The organism is Nocardia sp. BMG51109 (genome assembly GCF_000526215.1).
Classification (GTDB): Bacteria; Actinomycetota; Actinomycetes; order Mycobacteriales; family Mycobacteriaceae; genus Nocardia.
Window position 1 is genome coordinate 1,492,093 of record NZ_JAFQ01000004.1, and the last position, 21,737, is coordinate 1,513,829.

Annotated in this window: 19 protein-coding genes and 4 tRNA genes; 11 read left to right on the forward strand and 12 right to left on the reverse strand. The window is 68.2% G+C overall.

Annotated features, from left to right (window positions below):
• Positions 1 to 8 precede the first annotated feature (8 nt).
• From D892_RS0107955 to D892_RS0107980, 6 genes are all read right to left on the reverse strand, one after another.
• The gene (locus D892_RS0107955) at positions 9 to 728 is read right to left on the reverse strand and encodes a polyprenol monophosphomannose synthase (RefSeq protein WP_024800736.1); all 720 of its coding nucleotides are present in this window, start codon (positions 726 to 728) and stop codon (positions 9 to 11) included.
• A 146-nt stretch (positions 729 to 874) separates the two neighbouring features.
• Positions 875 to 1,051, reverse strand: a complete 177-nt coding sequence (locus D892_RS47645) for a hypothetical protein (protein ID WP_198036860.1) — start codon at positions 1,049 to 1,051, stop codon at positions 875 to 877.
• A 1,008-nt stretch (positions 1,052 to 2,059) separates the two neighbouring features.
• Positions 2,060 to 2,133 (reverse strand) — tRNA-Phe (locus tag D892_RS0107965).
• A 35-nt stretch (positions 2,134 to 2,168) separates the two neighbouring features.
• Positions 2,169 to 2,242: transfer RNA gene (locus D892_RS0107970), tRNA-Asp, on the reverse strand.
• 29 nt (positions 2,243 to 2,271) lie between these two features.
• Positions 2,272 to 2,344 (reverse strand) — tRNA-Glu (locus D892_RS0107975).
• 91 nt (positions 2,345 to 2,435) lie between these two features.
• Positions 2,436 to 3,101 (reverse strand): TetR/AcrR family transcriptional regulator, encoded by a 666-nt coding sequence (locus D892_RS0107980; RefSeq protein WP_024800737.1) that lies wholly within the window; start codon positions 3,099 to 3,101, stop codon positions 2,436 to 2,438.
• Between the two features lie 981 nt (positions 3,102 to 4,082).
• On the opposite strand from D892_RS0107980, the gene D892_RS0107985 reads away from it, so the two are divergent.
• From D892_RS0107985 to phoU, 5 genes are all read left to right on the forward strand, one after another.
• Positions 4,083 to 4,158, forward strand: a tRNA-Lys gene (locus D892_RS0107985).
• A gap of 303 nt (positions 4,159 to 4,461) precedes the next feature.
• Positions 4,462 to 5,436 (forward strand): acyl-ACP desaturase, encoded by a 975-nt coding sequence (locus D892_RS0107990; RefSeq protein WP_024800738.1) that lies wholly within the window; start codon positions 4,462 to 4,464, stop codon positions 5,434 to 5,436.
• Positions 5,437 to 5,698: 262 nt separating this feature from the next.
• Positions 5,699 to 6,847, forward strand: coding sequence for a tRNA dihydrouridine synthase DusB (dusB, locus tag D892_RS0107995; protein WP_024800739.1), 1,149 nt, complete (start codon positions 5,699 to 5,701; stop codon positions 6,845 to 6,847).
• A gap of 1,548 nt (positions 6,848 to 8,395) precedes the next feature.
• Positions 8,396 to 10,144 (forward strand): LCP family protein, encoded by a 1,749-nt coding sequence (locus D892_RS40700; RefSeq protein ID WP_024800740.1) that lies wholly within the window; start codon positions 8,396 to 8,398, stop codon positions 10,142 to 10,144.
• A gap of 89 nt (positions 10,145 to 10,233) precedes the next feature.
• The gene (phoU, locus tag D892_RS0108015; protein ID WP_024800741.1) at positions 10,234 to 10,899 is read left to right on the forward strand and encodes a phosphate signaling complex protein PhoU; all 666 of its coding nucleotides are present in this window, start codon (positions 10,234 to 10,236) and stop codon (positions 10,897 to 10,899) included.
• A 223-nt stretch (positions 10,900 to 11,122) separates the two neighbouring features.
• Here phoU and pstB read toward each other — a convergent pair whose 3' ends face one another.
• The 6 genes from pstB to D892_RS0108045 form a co-directional block, all read right to left on the reverse strand.
• Positions 11,123 to 11,899, reverse strand: a complete 777-nt coding sequence (gene pstB / locus D892_RS0108020) for a phosphate ABC transporter ATP-binding protein PstB (protein ID WP_024800742.1) — start codon at positions 11,897 to 11,899, stop codon at positions 11,123 to 11,125.
• A 19-nt stretch (positions 11,900 to 11,918) separates the two neighbouring features.
• A complete protein-coding gene (gene pstA, locus D892_RS0108025; protein ID WP_024800743.1) occupies positions 11,919 to 12,821 on the reverse strand; it encodes a phosphate ABC transporter permease PstA in 903 nt (300 codons plus the stop codon).
• Positions 12,821 to 13,792: a phosphate ABC transporter permease subunit PstC gene (gene pstC / locus D892_RS0108030; protein WP_024800744.1), complete on the reverse strand. Its 972-nt coding sequence runs from the start codon at positions 13,790 to 13,792 to the stop codon at positions 12,821 to 12,823. Before pstC ends, pstA begins: the two co-directional genes overlap by 1 nt.
• An 89-nt stretch (positions 13,793 to 13,881) precedes the next feature.
• Positions 13,882 to 14,994 carry a phosphate ABC transporter substrate-binding protein PstS gene (pstS, locus tag D892_RS0108035; protein ID WP_024800745.1) on the reverse strand — a complete coding sequence of 371 codons (1,113 nt, stop codon included), beginning with the start codon at positions 14,992 to 14,994 and terminating at the stop codon, positions 13,882 to 13,884.
• Between the two features lie 274 nt (positions 14,995 to 15,268).
• Positions 15,269 to 16,183 (reverse strand): mycothiol synthase, encoded by a 915-nt coding sequence (gene mshD, locus D892_RS0108040; protein ID WP_024800746.1) that lies wholly within the window; start codon positions 16,181 to 16,183, stop codon positions 15,269 to 15,271.
• 62 nt (positions 16,184 to 16,245) lie between these two features.
• Positions 16,246 to 17,001 (reverse strand): response regulator transcription factor, encoded by a 756-nt coding sequence (locus D892_RS0108045; protein WP_024800747.1) that lies wholly within the window; start codon positions 16,999 to 17,001, stop codon positions 16,246 to 16,248.
• A gap of 222 nt (positions 17,002 to 17,223) precedes the next feature.
• Here D892_RS0108045 and D892_RS40705 point away from each other — a divergent pair, with 222 nt between their 5' ends.
• The 6 genes from D892_RS40705 (at position 17,224) to D892_RS40710 (ending at position 21,615) form a co-directional block, all read left to right on the forward strand.
• Positions 17,224 to 18,162: an LmeA family phospholipid-binding protein gene (locus D892_RS40705; protein WP_084161478.1), complete on the forward strand. Its 939-nt coding sequence runs from the start codon at positions 17,224 to 17,226 to the stop codon at positions 18,160 to 18,162.
• Complete coding sequence (locus tag D892_RS0108055; protein ID WP_024800749.1) at positions 18,159 to 18,617, forward strand: thioredoxin family protein; 459 nt, start codon at positions 18,159 to 18,161, stop codon at positions 18,615 to 18,617. The genes D892_RS40705 and D892_RS0108055 overlap by 4 nt, the downstream gene beginning before the upstream one ends.
• 300 nt (positions 18,618 to 18,917) lie before the next feature.
• A complete protein-coding gene (locus tag D892_RS0108060) occupies positions 18,918 to 19,424 on the forward strand; it encodes a DUF4395 domain-containing protein (protein WP_024800750.1) in 507 nt (168 codons plus the stop codon).
• Positions 19,425 to 19,444: 20 nt separating this feature from the next.
• Positions 19,445 to 20,278 (forward strand): sulfurtransferase, encoded by an 834-nt coding sequence (locus tag D892_RS0108065; RefSeq protein ID WP_024800751.1) that lies wholly within the window; start codon positions 19,445 to 19,447, stop codon positions 20,276 to 20,278.
• A gap of 4 nt (positions 20,279 to 20,282) precedes the next feature.
• Positions 20,283 to 20,588: a DUF1416 domain-containing protein gene (locus D892_RS0108070; RefSeq protein WP_024800752.1), complete on the forward strand. Its 306-nt coding sequence runs from the start codon at positions 20,283 to 20,285 to the stop codon at positions 20,586 to 20,588.
• Between the two features lie 427 nt (positions 20,589 to 21,015).
• Complete coding sequence (locus D892_RS40710; RefSeq protein WP_036568410.1) at positions 21,016 to 21,615, forward strand: FABP family protein; 600 nt, start codon at positions 21,016 to 21,018, stop codon at positions 21,613 to 21,615.
• The last annotated feature ends 122 nt before the right edge of the window (positions 21,616 to 21,737 follow it).

Consider the following 21,737-nt stretch of genomic DNA (forward strand, 5'->3'; position numbering starts at 1 on the left):
CGAAGCGCTCAGACGCTGCGGCCGAACAGCAGCTTCCACGGCATCAGCGCCGACTCCAGCTGCACCCGCAGGCTCATCTTGGAGGCGCCCTTGGTGCGCTCCTCGAACCGGATCGGCACCTCGGCGATCGCGATGCCCCTCTTGATGGTCCGGTAGTTCATCTCGACCTGGAAGGAGTACCCGTTGCTGTGGATGGAGGCGACGTCGATGGCGCGCAGGGTGTCGGCCTTCCACGCCTTGAATCCGGCGGTCGCGTCCTTCACGCCCAGCCGCAGGATCAGGTTCACGTAGAAGTTGGCCCACGCCGAGAGCGCCTTGCGGTACCACTTCCACTCCGTCGCGGTGGAGCCGCCCTCGACGTAGCGCGAGCCGAGCACCACGCCGACCGGCTTGCCCGCCTGTTCGCCGGAATTCTCCAGCTTGTCCAGCATGGCCGGAATGACATCGGCCGGATGCGACAGATCGGCGTCCATCTGGATGACGACGTCGGCGTCCTCGTCCAGCGCCCTGGTGATGCCGGCGATGTAGGCGCGGCCGAGGCCGTCCTTCTCGGTGCGATGCAGGACGCTCACCGCGGACGGCTGTTCGACGGCGAGCTTGTCCGCGACCTCCCCGGTCCCGTCGGGCGAGTTGTCGTCGACGACCAGGACGTGCAGGTCGGCGACCGGTAGCGCGGTCAGCCGCGACACCGCTACCGGCAGGTTGTCCCGCTCGTTGTAGGTCGGCACCACCACGGTCACCTTCACAAGTCGCCCTCCGCTCGATTCGACCCGGCCGCACGCCCGCCGCGGCGCGGGCACGATTCTGCTCATCGAACCGTAGCCCACCGGGCACGGCGGGTACGAGTTAGCTCGGGTGAACGCCGGCGCCGGGATCAGTCGTCGTCGCGTGCGTCCGCGCGCGCATTGCGTTCACGGACGATATCGAGGGCCCGCTCGGCGGTGGCCCGGTCCGGATAGGGACCCATCCGATCGGCGAACCAGCACCGCTTGCCCTGCTCGGCGCGATGGTGCTTCAGGCAGTAGTACCAGGGAGCGTCGGATTCACCCATGAGACCAGCATCCCACTCGCCTCCGCTGCGCGTCGCCGATACGCGTGGCGCGGTCTCCGTGCGCGCCGCGGACCCTGCTGCCGAATCACCGCACGTGGAGCCCACCGAATCACTGCACGTGGAGCCCACGGTGGCCCGGGCCCACCCGGGGGTTGCTGCTGCTGGTCGTGTGGGTCGCAGCAAACCCCTATGCCGAGCGGTTCGGGCACCGCGATGTGGCCGGCCGATGTCGCCGCTTTCGCCCTCTCCTATTGGGAATTCGATCGCGGCTCCCCGCGGCCCACGCCCGGCATCATGCCCATGCCCACTGGATCGAGACCACGACGATGATTCGGTCGGGATATCCCTGATCACCTTGTCTCCCGTGATAACCCGCGCAGTGAATGTTCTGAACTGAAAGGTTCACCAATACCCGCGCCGAATTAGACCAAACGCTTGCTACGGCAACGCCGAACGGCCGAAGAACAGGAACAAGAAGCACAATCCGGAAGTGATGCCGCATCAACCGCCGGCAACAGGCGGAACCCGATCCCCAAGGCTCCCTTATGAAACGACCCGAGCCGAAGCCGCCACTCGGGAACTTTGTTGCACCCATCACCGACGAAACCGCCGCCGGCGCATAGAACTACCGCCTGGACCGATCACTGCTTCGAGTTCATGCGACCACCACGTCGTTGGAAAGCACCGCTGAAGCGAGTCAGTCCCTACTACACCCACCAACAGTGACTGTCCTCGGCACATGAGCCACGTCCTGGGGAGGATGCACCCACAGTGAGAAACCTCCGGCACCCATCAACAGCTGACCCGTCGTCGACAGAGGGGGTCACGCCCAGGATGCACCCCGTGGAAGGAGCCGCCGCTACACCCGCCGATAGTGAACCGCCTCAGGCGTGGAACTACTTCTCGAAGGGGGGTCGTGGGGCAAAGCCCCCCGGGCTGGGGTGTGGCGGCGCGACACCCCTCGAACAAGACAAAAACCCTCCGCGAACAGCGGAGGGTTCCAGAGGGTGGCCAAGGCCGGGATCGAACCGGCGACCTTCCGCTTTTCAGGCGGACGCTCGTACCAACTGAGCTACCTGGCCGGGGCACCCGTTTCGAATGCCTGGACATTACTGTGCGACCCTGACGGGACTCGAACCCGCGACCTCCGCCGTGACAGGGCGGCGCGCTAACCAACTGCGCCACAGGGCCTTGCTCTGCTTCCAACGGTGTCACCACCGTACCCCCTACGGGATTCGAACCCGCGCTACCGCCTTGAAAGGGCGGCGTCCTAGGCCGCTAGACGAAGGGGGCCCGCCGGATCTCTCCGGTCCGTGTTCTACGGCTTCCGTGTGGGAGCCCGCATAGCTTATGACAGCTCGATCGTGAAACCCAAATCGGCTGGTCACGGGCCCAGGTTGAGATCCTCCATCCGTGCGGACGCGCGCCATCCGGTGCGGCGGAACTCATCGAGCCACTCGGCGGTCGCCATCGACTCGATGATGACCTCCAGTGCCTCGGTGAACCGCGCCCGCAGGTCTATACCGCCACCGAGCAGGTCGATGATGTAGCGCTGGCCGGCCAGCGAGGCGGCGAGGGTGCGGGTGAACCGGTCCGGATCGGCATCCGGACGCAGTTGCTTCTGGTCGATCGCGCGCACCGCGAGCAGCCGGGTGGCCCGGCCGAGGATGCGCCCGCCGCCGGACTGGACGTCGCGGTAGAACTCGGGCTCGATGACGAGCCGGAACTCGGCCTGGATGATCAGGTCGTTCTCCAGCCGGAGCGCGATCTCGTCGATCATCCCGTGCAACATGTCCAGCGCACCGAGATCGGTTCGGGTGAGCCATCTTTCGGTGGTCGCGCGGTAACGTTCGACCGCGGCGTCCAGCACCGCCCGCGCGAGATCCTCCTTGGAGTCGAAGTGAAAGTACATGGCGCCCTTGGTGGCGCGCGATCCTTCCAATATCCGGTTGAGCGATGCCGCGGCATAGCCGCTCTTCCCGAATTCAACGGCGGCGGACCTGATGATCGCCGCACGTGTCCGGCGGGCCCGCTCTTGCTGCCGTGCCATGCTCGAAACGCCTCCGAAGCTACTTGCCGCCGAAGGACTCCCGTTGTTCGGAACAGTCCTCGACGCGAAGGTTATGAGATTTTCAAGTACTTCAACTCGGGCTATTGCCCGGTTTTTCAAACTTTTGGTACGAAAACTCGCGAGAAAACCTGAAACACACTGGCTGGTATAGTTCTCGGCGCCCGAGGTGTGCCGCAGGGGGTGCGCACCCGGGCGTTTTCTTCGTCTCGGATCTGCCTCCTGCGACGCAATCTCCAGGGCATCACGATCGGCCTGACCGGTCGCGACATCGTCGGGCACATCAACCATAGGCCGAATCCCGTACCAACCGGGGTACTCCCGGTTCTTCCGGAATTCACCAAGCGGTCACCGTACCCCGAAACGACGGCCGTTGTAGGCCGTACCGGCAAGTCAGTTCGCCGAATCGCGTTTCCGGGACAATGGCAAATACACAGCTACCTAATGGGTGATTGGCACCATTCGCGAATTCCGGCGCGCCCCAGCGGCGTTCAACGCCGGGCGCATCGATCCCGGGCGGGCCACCACCCGCCGAACGCCTCGCCGCCCCGCCCCACAGTTCCCCCGCACGACCCACCGACACACTCACCTCCGGTACCAATTGCGTTGTCACGCACCACGATTGGTTGATGTTTCCATACTTCCGCCGTCAAACAAATTGGGAACCAAGGTGATTGTCCCCAGTCGCGGGACACGTTCGGCCGTCCGGCAGCGGCCGGACAACCACCACCCGGGCGTATCGTCCGACTGCCCCAACATGTATCAGCCGGACCGCCGTCGCGAAACACGGTGCGTCGCCCGACCGCTGCCCGCGCACCGCCACCGCTCCGTCCACCCCGCCCCTCGGCCCGCCGGCTCCGCAAGCCTCATCGGCTCCGCCGACCAGCACCGAGCCATCGCACCGGACGCCGCCCGGATACCGGTTACCGCTCACGCGCACGGCCCATTAGACTTGCGGACCGCGCCCCTATAGCTCAGTTGGTAGAGCTACGGACTTTTAATCCGCAGGTCCCAGGTTCGAGCCCTGGTGGGGGCACCACACGTCGGCGGGCGGGCCGCACCCGCCGACCACCGCCCGCCGACAGCCCTTGTGACGAGCGGGTTCGCGTCGGAGCTAACATCGTGCCGCCGCGAACGATAGTCAGCACAGTGTGGTCCACGCCCTTAGACTCGGAACCGTTGTACCCGCCCCGACGTCGTCATACGAGTTCCATCACCGACACTGTGAACTACCCCAGATGCGTTTCGTATCACACCTACGGTGCCGTAAGGTATGGGCGGCGGCGACACGGCCAAGGGGGACTGACGGACAAGAGCGCACGACACACCGAAGGGCACTTATATGGCAAGGGATCTGACTCAACTCGAACTGCTGACGGAGTTGGAGCCGGTTGCCGAACAGAACGTCAACCGCCACCTGTCGATGGCCAAGGAATGGCACCCGCACGACTACGTACCGTGGGACGACGGACGCAACTTCGCCGCCATGGGCGGTGTGGACTGGGACCCGTCTCAGTCGCAGCTCGGTGAGGTCGCCAAGGCGGCCATGATCACCAACCTCCTCACCGAGGACAATCTCCCCTCCTACCACCGCGAGATCGCCGAGAACTTCTCCCAGGACGGTGCCTGGGGAACCTGGGTCGGCCGCTGGACCGCCGAGGAGAACCGGCACGGCATCGTCATGCGCGACTACCTGGTGGTCACGCGCGGCGTGGATCCGGTCGCCCTGGAGGAGGCCCGGATGATCCACATGACCAACGGGTTCGCCTCACCGGCCGAGGCCGACGCCGGATTCCTGCACTCGGTCGCCTACGTGACCTTCCAGGAACTGGCCACCCGGGTCAGCCACCGCAACACCGGCAAGGTCTGCGACGACCCGATCGCCGACCGCATGCTGCAGCGCGTCGCCGCCGACGAGAACCTGCACATGATCTTCTACCGCAACATGTGTGGCGCAGCCCTGGACCTGGCCCCCGACCAGACATTGGACGCGATCACGCTGATCCTGGAGAACTTCCAGATGCCCGGCGCGGGCATGCCGAACTTCCGCCGCAACGGCGTGCTGATGGCCAAGCACGGCATCTACGACCTGCGCCAGCACCTGGAAGAAGTGGTCCAGCCGGTCCTGAAGAAGTGGAAGATCTTCGAGCGCGACGATCTCACCGCCCGCGGCGAGGAGGTCCGCGAGCGCCTGGGCCTGTTCCTGGAGAAGCTCGGCAAGGACGTCGAAAAGTTCGAGGAACAGCGCGACCGCATGCTGGCCCGCGAGGCCGCGAAGCGCGACCGCCAGCTCGCCTCCACCGCGGCCGGCGCCTGACGGCCGAAACGCGTCCGGCGAGATCTCTACCGGCACAACGACAACGGCCGGATGAGGGTCGAAACCCTCATCCGGCCGTTGTTCGTGTCCGCGGCACCGGTGCGGCCGCGGCCCGATGCCGCTGCGGCGCACCGGGACCGGTCGCCGGGACGCTCCGGTGCGCGCGTCCGGGAGTGCTCGGCGGCCCGGTGACCGCCCCGGCCGCGCGTCCGGCGCGTGGGGTGGCCCGGGCCACTACCGGCGGTTTGCGACACTGGTTGTCATGACTGCGGTTGTCGAGACCAAGCCGGGACTGCGGATCGGGCCCTATGCGGTCGATCCGCCGGTGGTGCTCGCGCCGATGGCCGGAATCACCAACGTCGCCTTCCGGACGCTGTGCCGGGAGTTCGGCAGCAGCACCTCGCTCTACGTCTGCGAGATGATCACCGCCCGCGCGATCGTCGAGCGCGATCCGAAGACCATGCGGATGATGACCTTCGGCGCCGGCGAGTACCCGCGTTCGCTCCAGCTCTACGGCGTCGACCCGGCCACCATGGCCGAGGCCGTCAAGATCATCGTCGGCGAGAACCTCGCCGACCATATCGACACGAACTACGGCTGCCCGGTACCGAAGGTGACCCGGCTGGGCGGCGGCGCCGCGCTGCCGTACAAGCGCCGGCTGTTCGGGGCGATCGTGCGCAGCATGGTCGCCGCCGCCGAACCCGCGGGCGTGCCGGTCACGGTGAAGTTCCGCATCGGCATCGACGACGACCACACCACCTGCTTCGATGCCGGCCGCATCGCGGAGGCCGAGGGCGCCGCGGCCGTGGCGCTGCACGCGCGGACCGCGGCCCAGCGCTATTCCGGCGCCGCCGACTGGTCGGCGATCGCCCGGCTGAAGCAGGCGGTGACCACGATCCCCGTGCTCGGCAACGGCGACATCTTCAGCGCCGGAGACGCGCTGCGGATGATGGCCGACACCGGCTGCGACGGCGTCGTGATCGGGCGCGGCTGCCTGGGACGGCCGTGGCTGTTCGCCGAATTGCAGGCCGCCCTGCGCGGCGAGCCGGTGCCCCCGGGGCCGAACCTGGGCCGGGTCGGGGAGGTCCTGCACCGGCACGCCCAGCTCATGGTCGAACACGACGGCGAGAACAAGGCCATGCGTGACCTCCGCAAACACATGGCCTGGTACTTCCTGGGGTTCCCGGTGGGTTCCGAACTGCGCCGCCGTTTCGCCACCGTCGGCAGCCTCACCGAGTTGCGGGACCTGATCGGCGCGCTGGAACCCACAGCCCCGTTCCCCGCGGACGCCGAAGGCCCCCGCGGCCGGCAGGGCTCCCCCGGCAAGGTCAGCCTTCCGCACGGCTGGCTGGACGACCCGGCCGACGCCGCCGTCCCGACCGCCGCCGACGTCATGCACAGCGGCGGCTGACACCCCGCCCACAGCGACCCGAACACGGCCGCGGCGCCCACCCGCCAATACCCCATGACGCACGAGTATCCGCGCGCGGCCCGACCTACGGGGTCAGCGAACAGGCACCGCCCACCCGGCAGCCGAGCATGCGACTGGTCAGCGGAAACACGACGACCGAGCACACGATCGGCCGGATACCTGCTCGGGCACCGGCAATGACGGCCGAGCACGCGACAGCACACCCGCAACACGCCAACCGAGCACGCGACGGTTGATCGACGATGACGGCCCAGCTCACCGAATACGCCGGATACGCGCCGGCCGGGCAGGCGAAGAAGCGCCGACCGCCGAATACGCTGCGGGGCACCGGCAATGGCCGACGCACCCCGGCATGATCATGATCGCCCACCCGGCAGCATCCGGACGGAACGTCCGCCGGGCACGCGACGGATCATCGCCTACTTCACGTCCGGGTACGCGCGGTGCACCGGTTCGACGGAAGCGGCGCCGAGCGCGAACGAGGGCGATCACGATCGGCGGGCGCCCGCGCCGCGACCGAGTCGCCGGCCGCGATACGCCGTCTCGGTTCGCGAAATCACCATGCTCTGCTTGCCGACCCGGGCGACCGCGGGGCGGACCGCCGCCGAGGCTGCCAGGCAGGTCTTCACACAATCGGAAACTTCCCCGGGCGAAGACAGGGCAATCGATCCGGTCAGCGGCGGGAAAGTGGTCGAACGGTCGCACCCGGTGTTGCGGCCGGACATTCAGCACACGCCACAGAGATCAGCAAACACCCAGCATCAGCGACTGTGCAATCCCACCCTGCCGCCTTGTGGCTGAATCGTTACTATTGCTGGAACCGGTGATGCTGTGCGCCTCCGCGAGGTTCACCCACCCTTGGGTACACAGATCCGATCCGGGCATGGACGACGAGTAAAGCGAGGTTCCTTGGTGGGTGACGACGAACGGCACGGGCGTACGTCCGGGCCCGGCGGTCGCGCCCCCTGGGAGCGCTACCGTGCCCCGGAATCCGGCGACGAGGAGCCGTCCGCGCGCCGCAGCAGGCACTCCGACGAGACGTCCGGTCCGGTCACCGTGCACGACCTGGTGCAGCGTGTCGACAACGAGCGCGCCCCGCGCCGCCCCGGGTCCGCCCCCGACACCCCGGCCGCAAGCCCGCCCGCCGGTCGCCGCCGTCGCCCCGAACCTCCGCAAGGCCGCCCTGAACCTCCGCAGGGCCGGGGTGAGCCCCCGCAGGGGCGAGCCGCGCCGCCTCCGGGCCGCGGCGAACCGCCACCAGGCCGGGACGCGCCACCGCGGGGCCGCGCGGCACCGCCGCCAGGCCGCGCCGTACCACCGCCGGGCGGCGCCGAGCCCCCACAGGGCCGCAACGCGCCACCGCCAGGCCGCGGCGAACCGCGCAACGCACCGCCACAAGGCCGTAGCGAACCCCCACCGGCCCGCAACGCACCCCCGCAGGGCCGGGGTGAGCCTCCGCAGGGCCGGCCAGGGGCGCGGCGGGGGCGCGCCGAACCTCCGCAAGGTAAAGCGCCACAAGGCAATCCCGTGCCCTCGGGCCCCGGTGCCGACGACCGGCCCACCGACGCCGTGGCTCCCGCGGCCGTCGCGGCGGGAGCGGCAGCGGCCGCCGGAGGACCGATACCGGGCCCCGGCGGCAGCGACGGCCGGCCACCCGTCGACCCCGCGACCGACAAGCTCCCCGTCCCGAAGGGCGAGACCGCCGCCGACGCGGAGACCGCGGCCGCGCGGCCGAAGAGCGTCGGCACCTCGACACAGTCCAGGCTGGCGCTGAGCAAGGAGCGCCAGCGCAGGCGGCTGCGCCTGGCGGCCCGCGGCTCGACCGCCTTCGTGGCCGTACTCGCCCTGATTCTGACCGGCGTCGGCTGGAACTACCTGCGCGCCACCGACAACGGCTTCACCCAGGTCTCCGCGCTGGACCAGAAGTCCGACGACATCGTCGACGCGGGCGGTCAGCTCGGCGACGAGAACTTCCTGATCGTCGGCACCGACACCCGGGCCGGCGTGGACAGCCAGGTCGGCGCCGGCAGCACCGAGGACGCCGAGGGCGCCCGCGCCGACACGGTCATGCTGGTGCACATCCCCGAGAACCGGCAGCGCGTCGTCGCGGTGTCGTTCCCCCGCGACCTGGACGTCACCCGGCCGTCCTGTGAGGGCTGGGACAACGAGAAGGCGACCTACAACCAGTCGACGTTCCCGCAGGCGGCCGGCGACAAGCTCAACGCCACCTACGCCCTCGGCGGCCCGAAATGCCTGACCAAGGTGATTCAGAAGCTTGTCGGGCTGCGGATCGGCCACTTCATCGGCATCGACTTCAACGGCTTCTCCTCGATGGTCGACACCATCGGCGGCGTCGAGGTGTGCACCGACAAGCCGCTGGTCGACGACGAGCTCGGCACCATCCTGCCGAATCCGGGGCGGCAGATGCTCAACGGACCGACCGCGCTGGACTACGTCCGGGCGCGCCACGTCTACGGCGAGGAGCGCAGCGATTACGACCGCATCCACCGCCAGCAGCTGTTCCTGTCCTCCCTCCTGCGCGGCGCGCTGTCCAGCAAGGTGCTGTTCGACGTCGGCAAGCTGAACGGCTTCATCAACGCGTTCTCCGGCAGCGCCTTCATGGACGCGGTCAGCACCCGCGATCTGCTGATGCTGGGCCGGTCACTACAGAAGGTCGATGCCGGGGCCATCACGTTCGTGACGGTGCCGACCGCGGGCACCACGTCCTACGGCAACGAGATCCCCCGGGAATCCGACATCAAGGAGATCTTCAAGGCGGTCATCGACGATCAGCCGCTGCCGGGTGAGAAGAAGGCACCGGAACCGGCCGCTCCGGCCGCGCCTCCGCCGCCGAAACAGCAGCTGACCGCCGTCGACCCCGGCACCGTCTCGGTGCAGGTCTCCAACGGCTCCGGCGCTTCCGGCGCCGCGGGAACCCTCGCCACGGAGCTGTCCAGCCAGGGCTTCCAGATCTACAACGTCGGCAACTTCGCCGGCGGAACGATCCCGGGCACCAAGGTCCGCTATTCGGAGGGGCAGGAGGCCGAGGCGGCCACCGTCGCCTCCTCGATTCCGGGTGCGACGCTGGAGAACGCCCCGGGGCTGGGCAGCATCGTCGAGGTGGCGCTGGGCTCCGATGCCGACGGATCGGTGCAGGCGCCGACCTCGTTCGGCACTACGCTGCCGGACATTCCGACCTCCTCGGCGGGCGAGGGTCCGGCCGCGCTGCCGTCCGATCTGGAGCACGTGAATGCCGCCGACGACACCTGCAAGTGAATCTCCGTTCGCTCGCTGATGTTCGGCGATACCGGTGGTTCACCCACAGTTCGTGACTTGGTCAGCGCCGGGAACTAGTGTTCTGGACCATGCGTGTCATCTACAACGAACAAATGGCCGATCTCGCCAACATGCTGGGCGAGATGGCCGGTCTCGCGGGCTCCGCGATGGACCGGGCGACGCAGTCGCTGCTGCAGGCCGATCTGACGCTCGCCGAGCAGGTGATCAGCGAGCACGATCGGATCGCCGAGATGATCACGCAGGCCGAGGAGAAGGCGTTCGCGCTGCTTGCCCTGCAGGCGCCGGTCGCCGGCGATCTGCGCCAGGTGGTGAGCGCGATCCAGATCGTGTCCGATGTCAATCGGATGGGGGTGCTGGCGCTGCACGTGGCCAAGGTGTCGCGTCGGCGGCACCCGGATCATGCCCTGCCCGAGCCCGTGAACGGCTACTTCGCCGAGATGGGCCGGATCGCGGTGAGCATGGGCAAGGCGGCCCAGGAGGTCCTGGAGACCCGCGACCCGGAGCGCGCCGCCCAGCTGAACCAGGACGACGAGGCGATGGACGACCTGCACCGCCACCTGTTCACGCTGCTGATGGACCGCGACTGGAAGTACGGCGTCGCCGCCGCCGTCGATGTCACGCTGCTGGGCCGCTACTACGAGCGCTTCGCCGATCACGCCGTGGAGATCGGCCGCCGCGTGGTCTTCCTGGTCACCGGTGAGCTGCCGCCCGACCCGGAGGCCGAGGTCGGGTAAGTTCCGACTCGGCGGCCACGGGCTCCGAGTTCTGCCCGGCCACAGGCATATTCGACGATCGGCACCGCCCGTCGGAGATGGCCCGGAGCAATCCGGCGCGCCCGACAGCAGGTCCCGGTGGGCACGACCGGGGACCTCGGTGGACGGCCCCGAGGCGCAACGCGACCCCGGCCCGCTCGGACCGGGGTCGCGAAAGTTTTTGCGGCCCAACCGCTGCCGCGGATCAGCCGAAACGGCCGGAGATGTAGTCCTCGGTCTCCTTGCGGGACGGGTTGGAGAAGATCTTCTCCGTCTCGTCGATCTCGATCAGCTTGCCCGGCTCGCCCTGGACCTCCAGGTTGAAGAACGCCGTCTGGTCGCTCACGCGCGCGGCCTGCTGCATATTGTGCGTGACGATGACGATCGTGTATTCCTTCTTCAGCTCGGCGATCAGGTCCTCGATCGCCAGCGTGGAGATCGGGTCGAGTGCCGAACAAGGCTCGTCCATCAGCAGCACGTCCGGCGATACGGCGATCGCCCGGGCGATACACAGGCGCTGCTGCTGACCGCCGGACAGTCCGCCGCCCGGCTTGTCGAGGCGGTCCTTTACCTCGTTCCACAGGTTGGCGCCCTTGAGCGAGCGCTCCGCCACCTCGTCGAGCTCCTGCCGGTTGCGCACGCCCTGCAGCTTGAGCCCGGCCACCACGTTGTCGCGAATCGACATGGTGGGGAACGGGTTCGGGCGCTGGAACACCATACCGATGGTGCGGCGCACACCCACCGGATCCACCTGCGAGCCGTAGATGTCCTCGCCGTCGAGCAGCACCGCGCCCTCGACCCGCGCGTTCGGGGTCACCTCGTGCATGCGGTTGAGCGAACGCAGCACCGTGGACTTGCCGCAACCGGACGGACCGATGAAGGCGGTGACGCTGCGCGGCAGGACGGTCAGGTCCACCTCGGCGACCGCGTGGAACTTGCCGTAGTAGATGTTCAGATCTTTGACGTCGATCCGCTTGGCCATTATGGAATTCCGTTCGCTTCTATCGGTTTCGCGTGAGCAGCTTGTTGACGGCCGCCGCGGCGAGGTACAGCAGCGCGATGATCAGGATCAGGGTCAGCGCCGCGCCCCAGACCCGCCACCGGCCGGCCGGATCCGGGTTGGCCAGCTCCTGGTAGATCAGCAGCGGCAGCGAGGCCATGTTGCCGTCGAAGATGTTGAAGTTGATCGACTTCGAATACCCCACCAGCACCAGCACGGGAGCGGTCTCACCCATGACCCGGGCCACGGCCAGCAGCATGCCGCTGATCATGCCGGGCGCCGCGGTGGGCACCACGATCCGCAGAATGGTCTTCCACTTCGGAACGCCCAGGGCGTAGGACGCCTCGCGCAACTCGTCGGGCACCAGCTTGAGCATCTCCTCGGTGCTGCGCACCACCACCGGCAGCATCAGCAGCACCAGGGCCAGCGAGACCGCGAGCGAACTCTGCGGAGCGCCGAACGTGGCGATCCAGAGCGCGAAGATGAACAGCGCGGCGACGATCGAGGGCACACCGGCGAGAATGTCGACCATGAAGGTGGTGACGCGGGCGAGCAGGCCGCGCCCATACTCGACCAGGTAGACCGCGGCCATGATGCCCAGCGGCACCGCGAGCACGGCGGCCACGAGCGACTGCACGATGGTGCCGTAGATGGCGTGGTACACACCGCCGCCGTACTGGTCGGGCAGGATGCCCTTCTGCGACTTACCCCACCAGCCGCTGCTGATGACGGCGTCGAAGCCCTCGGTGATCACCAGGATCAGCACCCAGCACAGCGGCACCAGCGCGATCGCGAAGCACAGCCACATCACCGCGGTGGCGGCGTTGTTGCGCAGGCGGCGAGCCAGGCTGATGGTCCGGAAGGCGGGCGCCTTGATCGGGCGATCGAGAGTGGTGGTGGCCATTACCCGTTCACCTTCCCGCCGGCCGCGATCCGCGCCAGCGCGTTGACTACGAAGGTCAGCGCGAACAGCACGAAACCGGCGGCAATGTAGGCACCGGTGGGCAACGCCTGACTGAATTCCGAAGCGGCCGAAGCGATCTTGGAGGCGAAGGTGTACCCGCCGTCGAACAGCGACCAGTGGCCCGCCGTCGCCGCGGTGCGCAGCACCACCAGGACCGCGATCGTCTCACCGAGCGCGCGGCCCAGGCCGAGCATGGAGCCCGCGATCACACCGCTGCGTCCGTAGGGCAGCACGGTCATCCGCACCACCTCCCACTTGGTGGCGCCCAGCGCCTGCGCGGCCTCGATGTGCGCGCGCGGCGTCAGATTGAACACCTCGCGGCTGACCGAGGTGATGATCGGCAGGATCATCACCGCGAGCACCACACCGGCGGTGAAGATGGTGCCGCCGCCGCTGATCGACACGTTGCCGCTCTTGAACAGGAAGAACCAGCCGAGGTTCTCGTTGAGGAATTCCTCGAACGGCGCCAGCCACTGGGCCAGCACCAGGAACCCCCACAGACCGAACACGATCGAAGGCACCGCCGCCAGTAGATCCACGATGGTGGCGAACGGCCGGGCCAGCATCTTCGGCGCGTACTGGGTCAGGAACAGCGCGATCCCGACGCCGAGCGGTACGGCGATCACCAGGGCCAGCAGCGAGCTCAGCACCGTGACCATGAGCAGGTCGCGGATGCCGAAATGCATATCGTCGGCATTGGTGACGTTGAATTCCGTACTGGTGAAGAAGTTGGCCTCGTTCGCCGCCACCGACGGCACCGCCCGGACCAGCAGGAACACAGCGATCAACGCGATGGCCGCGACTATGGTCACACCGGCGGCCGTGGCCACCGAGCGGAAGATGAACTCCGCTCGCGTGCTGTGGGCGCCGCGGATGCGTTGCGCCGGTTCGGGGTTGGCGTCACTCGGCATAGGGGAAGTATCTCCGCCCGTGCGCGGACCGGTCGATTCCGACCGGTCCGCAGCGGTGGCTTCGTCGTGCACGGTCATGGGCTACGCAATCAGGCGATGGCGTTGATGGCGGTGGTCAGCTTGGTCTTGAACGCGTCCGGGATCGGCACGTAGCCGGACTCTTCGAGGCCGTTCTGACCGTTGTTGATCGCCGAGGTCAGGAACGCCTTGACCGCCTTGGAGGTCTCGGGGTCGCTGTACTTCGAGCAGACGATCTCGTAGGTGGGCAGGATGATCGGGTACGCGGCCGGATCGGTCGGCTTGTAGAACGAGCTGGTGTCGATGACCAGGTCGTTGCCCTGACCCGTGATCTTGGCGGACGCGATGGTGGCACCGGCCGACTTCGAGGTCAGCTCGACCGGCTGGCCGCCCGGGGTGGCGATGATCTTCGCCACCGACAGGTTCTGCGACCGCGCGAACGACCACTCGTTGTACGTGATCGAGTTCTTGGTGTTCTTGATCGCGGCCGAGGTGCCCTCGTTGCCCTTCGCACCCTCGCCGATACCGCCGGCGAACGCCTTGCCGGCGCCCTTGCCCCACGCACCGTCGGAGGCGGAGTTCAGGTACTGCTGGAAGTTGTCGGTGGTGCCCGACTCGTCGCTGCGGAAGATCACGTGGATGTCCTGATCCGGCAGCTTGGCCGAGGCGTTCAGCTTCTGGATCTGGGGATCGTTCCACTTGGTGATCTGGCCGCTGAAGATCTTGGCCGCGGTCGGGCCGTCCAGGACCAGGTCGGTGACGCCATCGATGTTGTAGGTGACGGCAATCGGCCCGAACACGGTCGGCAGGTCCCACGCCGGGCCGCCGCAGCGGGCAGCCGCCTTGTTGGGCTCGTCCTTCTTGGCATCCAGGGGGGAGTCCGAGCCGCCGAAATCGGTCTGGCCGCCGATGAATTCGTTCACACCGGCGCCCGAGCCGCTGGAGGTGTAGTTGAGCGTGTTGCCGTCGCAGTTCGACTCGTAGGCCGCGACGAAGCGATCCATCGCGTTCTTCTGCGCCGATGAGCCGCTGGCCTTGAGAGCCTGCTTGCCGCCGCAGTCGACGTTGACGTTCGATGCGGTGCCGACATCGGACGTGTTCTCGTCACTACCACAGGCCGACAGGGTCAGTGCGCTTGCCGCGGCGACGACGCCGAGCAGAGCGCTGCTGCGCTTGAGATTCACCTATTCCTCCGGGAATCGCTTAGTACACGTCCGGTCCCTCAACAACCGGACGAGTGCCGTATGGTGCCCGTTCGCACGGAACTTGCGCACCAGGCAGTGAATGCTGCCCACGAATAACCTAGGTTCGGCCGGTAGACAGTTGGACCTGCGGAAGTGAACGGGAGGTGAACAACCCGGCGCGATTCGCATATCCGGGTTGTGACATTTGCCGCAGTGTTACCCGCAGCGTCCGCCGATTACACCTCGGCGGCCGTGACAAATGTCCGAAGGCGGGTCAGGGCGCCGAGTAGGCCGCATCGACGTGTGCCGTCTCGAAGCCCAGCCGCGCGTAGGTGTGCACGGCCGCGGTGTTGTCGGCCTCGGTGTACAGCAATACCTCGCCGAGGCCGCGGTCGCGCAGGTGGTGCAGCCCGGCCAGGGTCAGCAGACGGCCCAGGCCACGGCCCTGTGCGGCCGGGTCGACGGCCACCACGTAAACCTCCCCGGCCGGGGGATCGTCCCGGGTGTGCACCTTGGTCCAGTGAAATCCGAGCATCCGCCCGGGATCCGCCGCGTCGGACGCGATGAACAGGCCCTTCGGATCGAACCAGGACGAGTCCCGGCGCACGGCGATATCGCCGTCCGTCCACCCGCCCTGTTCGGGGTGCCAGTCGAAAGCGGCGTTGTTCACGCGTAACAGCTCGGCATCGTCGGCGGGGCCCGCGTAGGTGCGCAGCACGACGGTCTCGGGCACGCGCAGTTCAGGTAGCTCCGGTGTTGCCAGAGGTCTGCGCATCTGCCACAGCTCGCGGGCGACGGCCAGCCCGAGGCGACCCGCCACGGCACGCGCCGGGGCCAGATTCCCGTGCGCCCACACCCGGGCACCGGCCCCTCCGGAGGCCAGCGCCGTGGACACGAGCGTGGCGCCGATGCCGCGGCCACGATGCCGCGGGTCCACCACCGCCTCGGCCATCGCCGGGTGATCACCGTGCGCCGGAACGAGATTCGCGTAGCCGACCACCTCATCGTCCGAGGCGGCAACCAGATGCCGAGCCGGGCCCGGGGTGGTCAGGGACAAAACGGCCTGTTCCGAGACGGCCGCGACCCCGTCGGCGGCCGCGGCCCGCTCCAGCACGCCGTGGATCCGCTCCGCCGTGTCGGCGGAGACCTCGTCGGCCCAGTCCGTCACGGGTTCGCCGGACCCGCTCACAGCTCCTCGCCGGCGCTCGGCTCCGCCGTGCGCTGTGTCGACGGTTCGCTCGCTGCGCTCACTCACGGGACTCCATTGGACGTGCTCGGCTCTTCGCCCGGGCCGTCGGTGTCGTCGGGGAAGTTGGTCGGCTCACCCTTGCCGCTGGAACGGGCCGGGCGCACGGCCTTGTAGCCGACATTGCGCACCGTGCCGATCAGCGACTCGTACTCGCTGCCGAGCTTGGCGCGCAGCCGGCGCACGTGCACGTCGACCGTGCGGGTACCACCGAAGAAGTCGTAACCCCACACCTCCTGCAGCAGCTGCGCACGGGTGAACACCCGCCCGGCATGCTGAGCGAGATATTTGAGGAGCTCGAATTCCTTGTAGGTGAGATCGAGCGGGCGGCCGCGCAGCCGCGCGGTGTACGTGCCCTCATCGATCACCAGCTCGCCGAGGGTGATCTTGCCGGTGTTCTCCGGGCTGGCCGCGCCGCCGTTGCGGGCCACCAGCAACCGCAGGCGCGCGTCGAGTTCGGCCGGCCCGGTGCCGGGTAACAGGATGTCGTCCAGACCCCAGTCGGCGTTCACCGCCACCAGACCACCCTCGGTGAGCACCGCCACGACCGGCACCGAGGATCCGGTGCTGCCGAGCAGGCGGCACAGCCCGCGGGCCGCGGCCAGATCGGATCTCGCATCCACCAACGCCACATCCGCAGTACCCGCCTCGAGCAGCGAGGCAACTTCGGTGGGTGCCGGCCGGACGTTGTGCGGCAACAGCGACAACGACGGCAGCACCGACTCCGGATTCGGGTCGGAGGTCAGCAGGAGCAGCTCCACCAGCTCTCCTCCCAATCTGGCATGTTCGCGGCAACCCCGATGTCATTCGCGAATTCATGCTCGTCCGCACAGGTAATTCGTGCCTACATTAGCGCGTCGAGTCCGATGACCACGCATTCCAGCCAACCTTCGCAGGCCGCGGGCGATCGGACGGGCGCCGGGAACCCGATCGGCGTCGGCACACCGTGCGACCGTCCGGCCGCCAACAGATATCGTGCGTACATGCGGAACTCACCGGGTACGACCGGGGCTCGGGGAGCCGGAGACCGGCCCGGCGAGCAGCCCACCGACGATCCGGCGGCCGGCGTCGGCGCGCGGGTCGGCGGGGGCACCGCGCGCAAGGTCGTCATCGGTCTGCTGCTGGTGGTCGCGATCGCGGTAGTGGTCGATTTCACGGCGGCGGCCTATTCGGAGTATCGCGTCTCGCGCTCGCTGCGCGCCGGAAGCGAGCTCAGCGCCGACCCCGAGGTCACCATTCACGGCTTTCCGTATCTTTTGCAGGCCCTGCGCAACAACTACCGCAATGTCGAGATCCGCGCCCGCGCCGATCGTCGCGACGCCCCCGGCGAGCTGCGGGTCGAGTCGACCCTCAACGGCGTGCACCTGCCGATGGGCGACCTGATCGACGGGAAGATGCGCTCGGTGCCGGTGGACCGGGTGACCGCCCGGATGCGCATCGAGCCGGTGGAGCTCGGGCGGCTGTTCCAGATTCCCGACCTGCAGTTGACCGGTCCCCCGGCGGACAAATCCGACGGCACCGGCGGTTCCGGCGGCACCGGCTCGACCACGCGGGGCGCCTACATCCTCACCGGAACCATTCCGCTCGGCCCCGAGTCGAGCGTGACCGACAGCGCCGAGACCGACAACACCAAGATGAGCGTCAGCGTGAAGGTGAATCTCCTGCTCGACGGGGACCAGGTGCGCATCGTCGCCACCGATCTCTATCGTGAGAAGACACCGGATACTGCCATCACCTCGGCCACCGAGCGGCCGGAACCGGACAAGGCCACGGTCCTCGACCGGTTCACCCGCACCATCGACACCAAGGATCTGCCGTTCGGCGTGCATCCGACGAAGGTCGAGGCCATCGGCGGCAACATCATCATCGAAGGCGAGGGCAAGGACATGACCATCGATATGGACAGATTCGCCCGCCCATGACCGGGATCGTGATCCTGCTGCTGGTGCTGGCGGCCGCGCTGGTCGTCGGCCTGCTGCTGCGCTATCGCTCGGGCCGGGTGCGCGCCACCGCGGCCGAGCCGGCCGACGCCGGTGCGGCCCGCGGCGAGCTGCTGGCCGCCGTCGGGTTCACCGGGGCGGCACCCGCGGTGCTGCATTTCTCCGCCGAGTGGTGCGGCCCCTGCGCTGCGGTGCGCCGGGTCGTCGCCGGGGTGGTGGCCGACCTGGCCGAGGCGCCGCAACCGCCGCTGGACATCGAGGTCGACATCGACGAACGGCCCGCGCTGGCCAAGGAACTGAACGTGCTGTCGCTGCCGACCACGTTCATCTTCGACGCCGAGGGCCGGGAGCGCTTCCGGATCTCCGGCGTCCCGAAGCCCTCCGACCTGCACAGCGCCGTCACACCCCTGACCGTGCCGGTATCCAACGACGCGTGAGTGGCCCGGCCACCTGCGTCGTGCCGCTCGCCGACCCGAATTTCCGACCCCGGGTCCAATTCCTCCGCCGAAGCAGGTAAACTGCTAGTCGTGCAAACCCGCCGCGAGCTGATGCTCACCCGTCGCCGCACAGTCGATCTGTGCCGCCTCGGCGGTTGTTGCTGCCTGTGCGTGTAGCCGGTCGGCCTTTCGTTTCCCCCTGACGCCGACCGGTTTTCCCACCGTGTGTTGATCTCGTGATCCCCCCGGTGATCTGACAATCCCTGACAGATAGCCATTCGCAGCGCAGGAGCTCGTCCGATGCCCCACAACAACCCCGCGACCGGCACCGTGCCCGCCCCGGATCGGGTGGACGTGCGCGGTCCCCGCGTCGCCGCCTGGATCACCACCGGCGTCCTCGTGCTGGTGCTGATCACCGCGTCCTTCGCCACTCCGGTGGCGGCCGTGCTGATCGCCCTGCAGGCGGTCGTCTTCGCCCTGGGCGCGCTCTACGGTCCGCGGCGCAGCCCGTACGGCCGGGTGTACGCCCGGTTCGTCGCCCCGCGTCTCGGCTCCGCCCCCGACACCGAGCCCGTCCCGCCGCTGCGGTTCGCACAGTTGGTGGGCGGGGTGTTCGCCGTGCTGAGCTTTCTCGGGTTCGTCGCCGGCAGTACCGTCGCCGGCGCGATCTTCGCCGGCTTCGCGCTGTTCGCGGCGTTCCTCAACGCGGCCTTCGGCATCTGCCTGGGCTGCCTGCTGTACCCATTCGTCCAGCGGCTGATCCACCGGTCGGCCGCATCCTCCGACGCCCCCGCCCCATCCCGGTAAGTCACATCGAAAGGAACAACATGGCTCGCTCCGATGTCCTGGTCTCCGCAGACTGGGTCGAAGAGAACCTCAACACCCCCGGCGTCGTCATCGTCGAGGTCGACGAGGACACCTCCGCCTACGACACGGGCCACATCGAGGGTGCCGTGAAGCTCGACTGGAAGAAGGATCTGCAGGATCCGGTGCGGCGTGACTTCGTCAACCGGGAGCAGTTCTCCGACCTGCTGTCGGCGCGCGGTATCGGCAACGACGACACCGTGGTCCTCTACGGCGGCAACAACAACTGGTTCGCGGCCTACGCGTACTGGTACTTCAAGCTGTACGGCCACCAGAACGTCAAGCTGCTCGACGGCGGCCGCAAGAAGTGGGAGCTCGACGGCCGCCCGCTGTCGACCGAGGCCGTGTCCCGCCCGGGCACCTCCTACAAGGCCGGCGAGCAGGACCTGTCCATCCGCGCCTTCCGCGACGACGCCATCCAGGCCATCGGCACCAAGAACCTGGTCGACGTGCGCTCGCCCGACGAGTTCTCCGGCAAGATCCTGGCGCCGGCGCACCTGCCGCAGGAGCAGAGCCAGAAGCCCGGCCACATCCCCGGCGCCATCAACGTCCCGTGGTCCAAGGCCGCGAACGAGGACGGCACCTTCAAGTCGAACGAAGAGCTGGCGGCCCTGTACAAGGATGCCGGCCTGGACGGCGAGAAGGAGACCATCGCCTACTGCCGCATCGGCGAGCGTTCCTCGCACACCTGGTTCGTGCTGAAGGAACTGCTGGGCCACCAGAACGTCAAGAACTACGACGGGAGCTGGACCGAATACGGCTCCCTCGTCGGTGCACCGATCGAGTTGGGAGCATAGAACCATGTGCGCAGCACCTACCCAGGGTCAGGCCATACCGGCCAACGTCGATACCGAGAAGGAAACCGTCCTGACCGGACGCGTGCTGGACGCCGACGGCAATCCCGTCGGTGGCGCGTTCGTCCGGCTGCTGGATTCCGGTGACGAGTTCACCGCCGAGGTGGTGGCCTCCGGCACCGGCGATTTCCGCTTCTTCGCCGCGCCGGGCGACTGGACCATCCGCGCGCTGTCGTCGGCCGGCAACGGCTCGGCGCCGGTGCGGCCGGAGGGCGCCGGCATCCACAACGTGGATGTCCAGGTCGCCAAGTAGACCGTCGCCGAGTAAGACCGACGCCGAGTAAGACCGCAGCCGAAACGGCCCCGGGATCCGTTCCCGGGGCCGTTTTCGTGTCCGCGATCCAGGTCGTTAGACTGCGAATTGTGGTTCTTGCCTTCGAGATTCTGCTGGTTCTCGTATCCGTGCTGATCGCGTGGTTCGGTCTGTACGTCCTCTACCGGCTGTTCACCGAGTCGTGACGGAGTCGGCGCACGAGAACGTCGACAAAACGACAGCGAACGGGGCGGCGCCGCAGGCGTCCACCGCTCGCCCGTCCGGTGCTGCCCGCCGCGGCAACGGTACGGCGCGCGGTACCGAGGAGGCGACTCCCCACAGCACCGACGAGGCGACTCGCCGCAGTGGCGAGAATGCACCCCGCCGCAGTACCGACGAGGCGGCCCGCCGCAGTGGCGACGAGGCGATCGCCGATGCCGCCGAGCGCGCGAAATCGACCGGCGACCGGAACATTCCGCAGCTCGCCGGGCTTCCGCTGCCCGGGGACACCGCCAATCTGCGCGAAGGTCCCGATCTGAGTTCGTCCATGCTGGCGCTGCTGCCGCTGGTGGGCGTCTGGCGCGGAGAGGGCGAGGGCAACGACCCCGAACGCGGCGACTACCACTTCGGCCAGCAGATCATCGTCTCGCACGACGGCGGCGACTACCTGGCCTGGGATTCGCGCTCCTGGGTGCTCGACGGCGACGGCAAGTACGTCGGGCCCGATCTGCGTGAGAACGGCTTCTGGCGGGTCGGTATCGACGGCGACGACGAGGTCATCGAGCTGCTGCTGACGCACAGCTCCGGCGTCGTCGAACTGTTCTACGGCCAGGCCCTCACCCAGTCGTCCTGGGAGCTGGCCACCGATGTGGTGATCCGCAGCCAGTCCGGCGCGGTCGTCGGCGGCGCCAAGCGCCTCTACGGCATTGTCGAGGGCGGCGACCTCGGCTACGTCGAGGAGCGGGTGGAAGCCGACGGCGCCCTCCAGCCTCGCCTCTCCGCCCGCCTACAGCGCCACATCGGCTGAGCGAGCCGCACAAGGGCCCGACGTCGCCCCTCGAAAACGAAACCGCCCCTCGAAAACGGAACGACCCCCGAGCCGTATCGCGGAGGTGGAGTCCTCACGCGATCCCGGTCGGACAAACCGGG

What these genes read in the sequence shown, in the direction of transcription:
- D892_RS47645 (WP_198036860.1), bottom strand. Translation starts at nt 1,051, where the DNA reads ATGGGTGAATCCGACGCTCCCTGGTACTACTGCCTGAAGCACCATCGC.
- D892_RS0107980 (WP_024800737.1), bottom strand. Translation starts at nt 3,101, where the DNA reads ATGGCACGGCAGCAAGAGCGGGCCCGCCGGACACGTGCGGCGATCATC.
- D892_RS0107990 (WP_024800738.1), top strand. Translation starts at nt 4,462, where the DNA reads ATGGCAAGGGATCTGACTCAACTCGAACTGCTGACGGAGTTGGAGCCG.
- dusB (WP_024800739.1), top strand. Translation starts at nt 5,699, where the DNA reads ATGACTGCGGTTGTCGAGACCAAGCCGGGACTGCGGATCGGGCCCTAT.
- phoU (WP_024800741.1), top strand. Translation starts at nt 10,234, where the DNA reads ATGCGTGTCATCTACAACGAACAAATGGCCGATCTCGCCAACATGCTG.
- pstB (WP_024800742.1), bottom strand. Translation starts at nt 11,899, where the DNA reads ATGGCCAAGCGGATCGACGTCAAAGATCTGAACATCTACTACGGCAAG.
- pstA (WP_024800743.1), bottom strand. Translation starts at nt 12,821, where the DNA reads ATGGCCACCACCACTCTCGATCGCCCGATCAAGGCGCCCGCCTTCCGG.
- pstC (WP_024800744.1), bottom strand. Translation starts at nt 13,792, where the DNA reads ATGCCGAGTGACGCCAACCCCGAACCGGCGCAACGCATCCGCGGCGCC.
- D892_RS40705 (WP_084161478.1), top strand. Translation starts at nt 17,224, where the DNA reads ATGCGGAACTCACCGGGTACGACCGGGGCTCGGGGAGCCGGAGACCGG.
- D892_RS0108055 (WP_024800749.1), top strand. Translation starts at nt 18,159, where the DNA reads ATGACCGGGATCGTGATCCTGCTGCTGGTGCTGGCGGCCGCGCTGGTC.
- D892_RS0108060 (WP_024800750.1), top strand. Translation starts at nt 18,918, where the DNA reads ATGCCCCACAACAACCCCGCGACCGGCACCGTGCCCGCCCCGGATCGG.
- D892_RS0108065 (WP_024800751.1), top strand. Translation starts at nt 19,445, where the DNA reads ATGGCTCGCTCCGATGTCCTGGTCTCCGCAGACTGGGTCGAAGAGAAC.
- D892_RS0108070 (WP_024800752.1), top strand. Translation starts at nt 20,283, where the DNA reads ATGTGCGCAGCACCTACCCAGGGTCAGGCCATACCGGCCAACGTCGAT.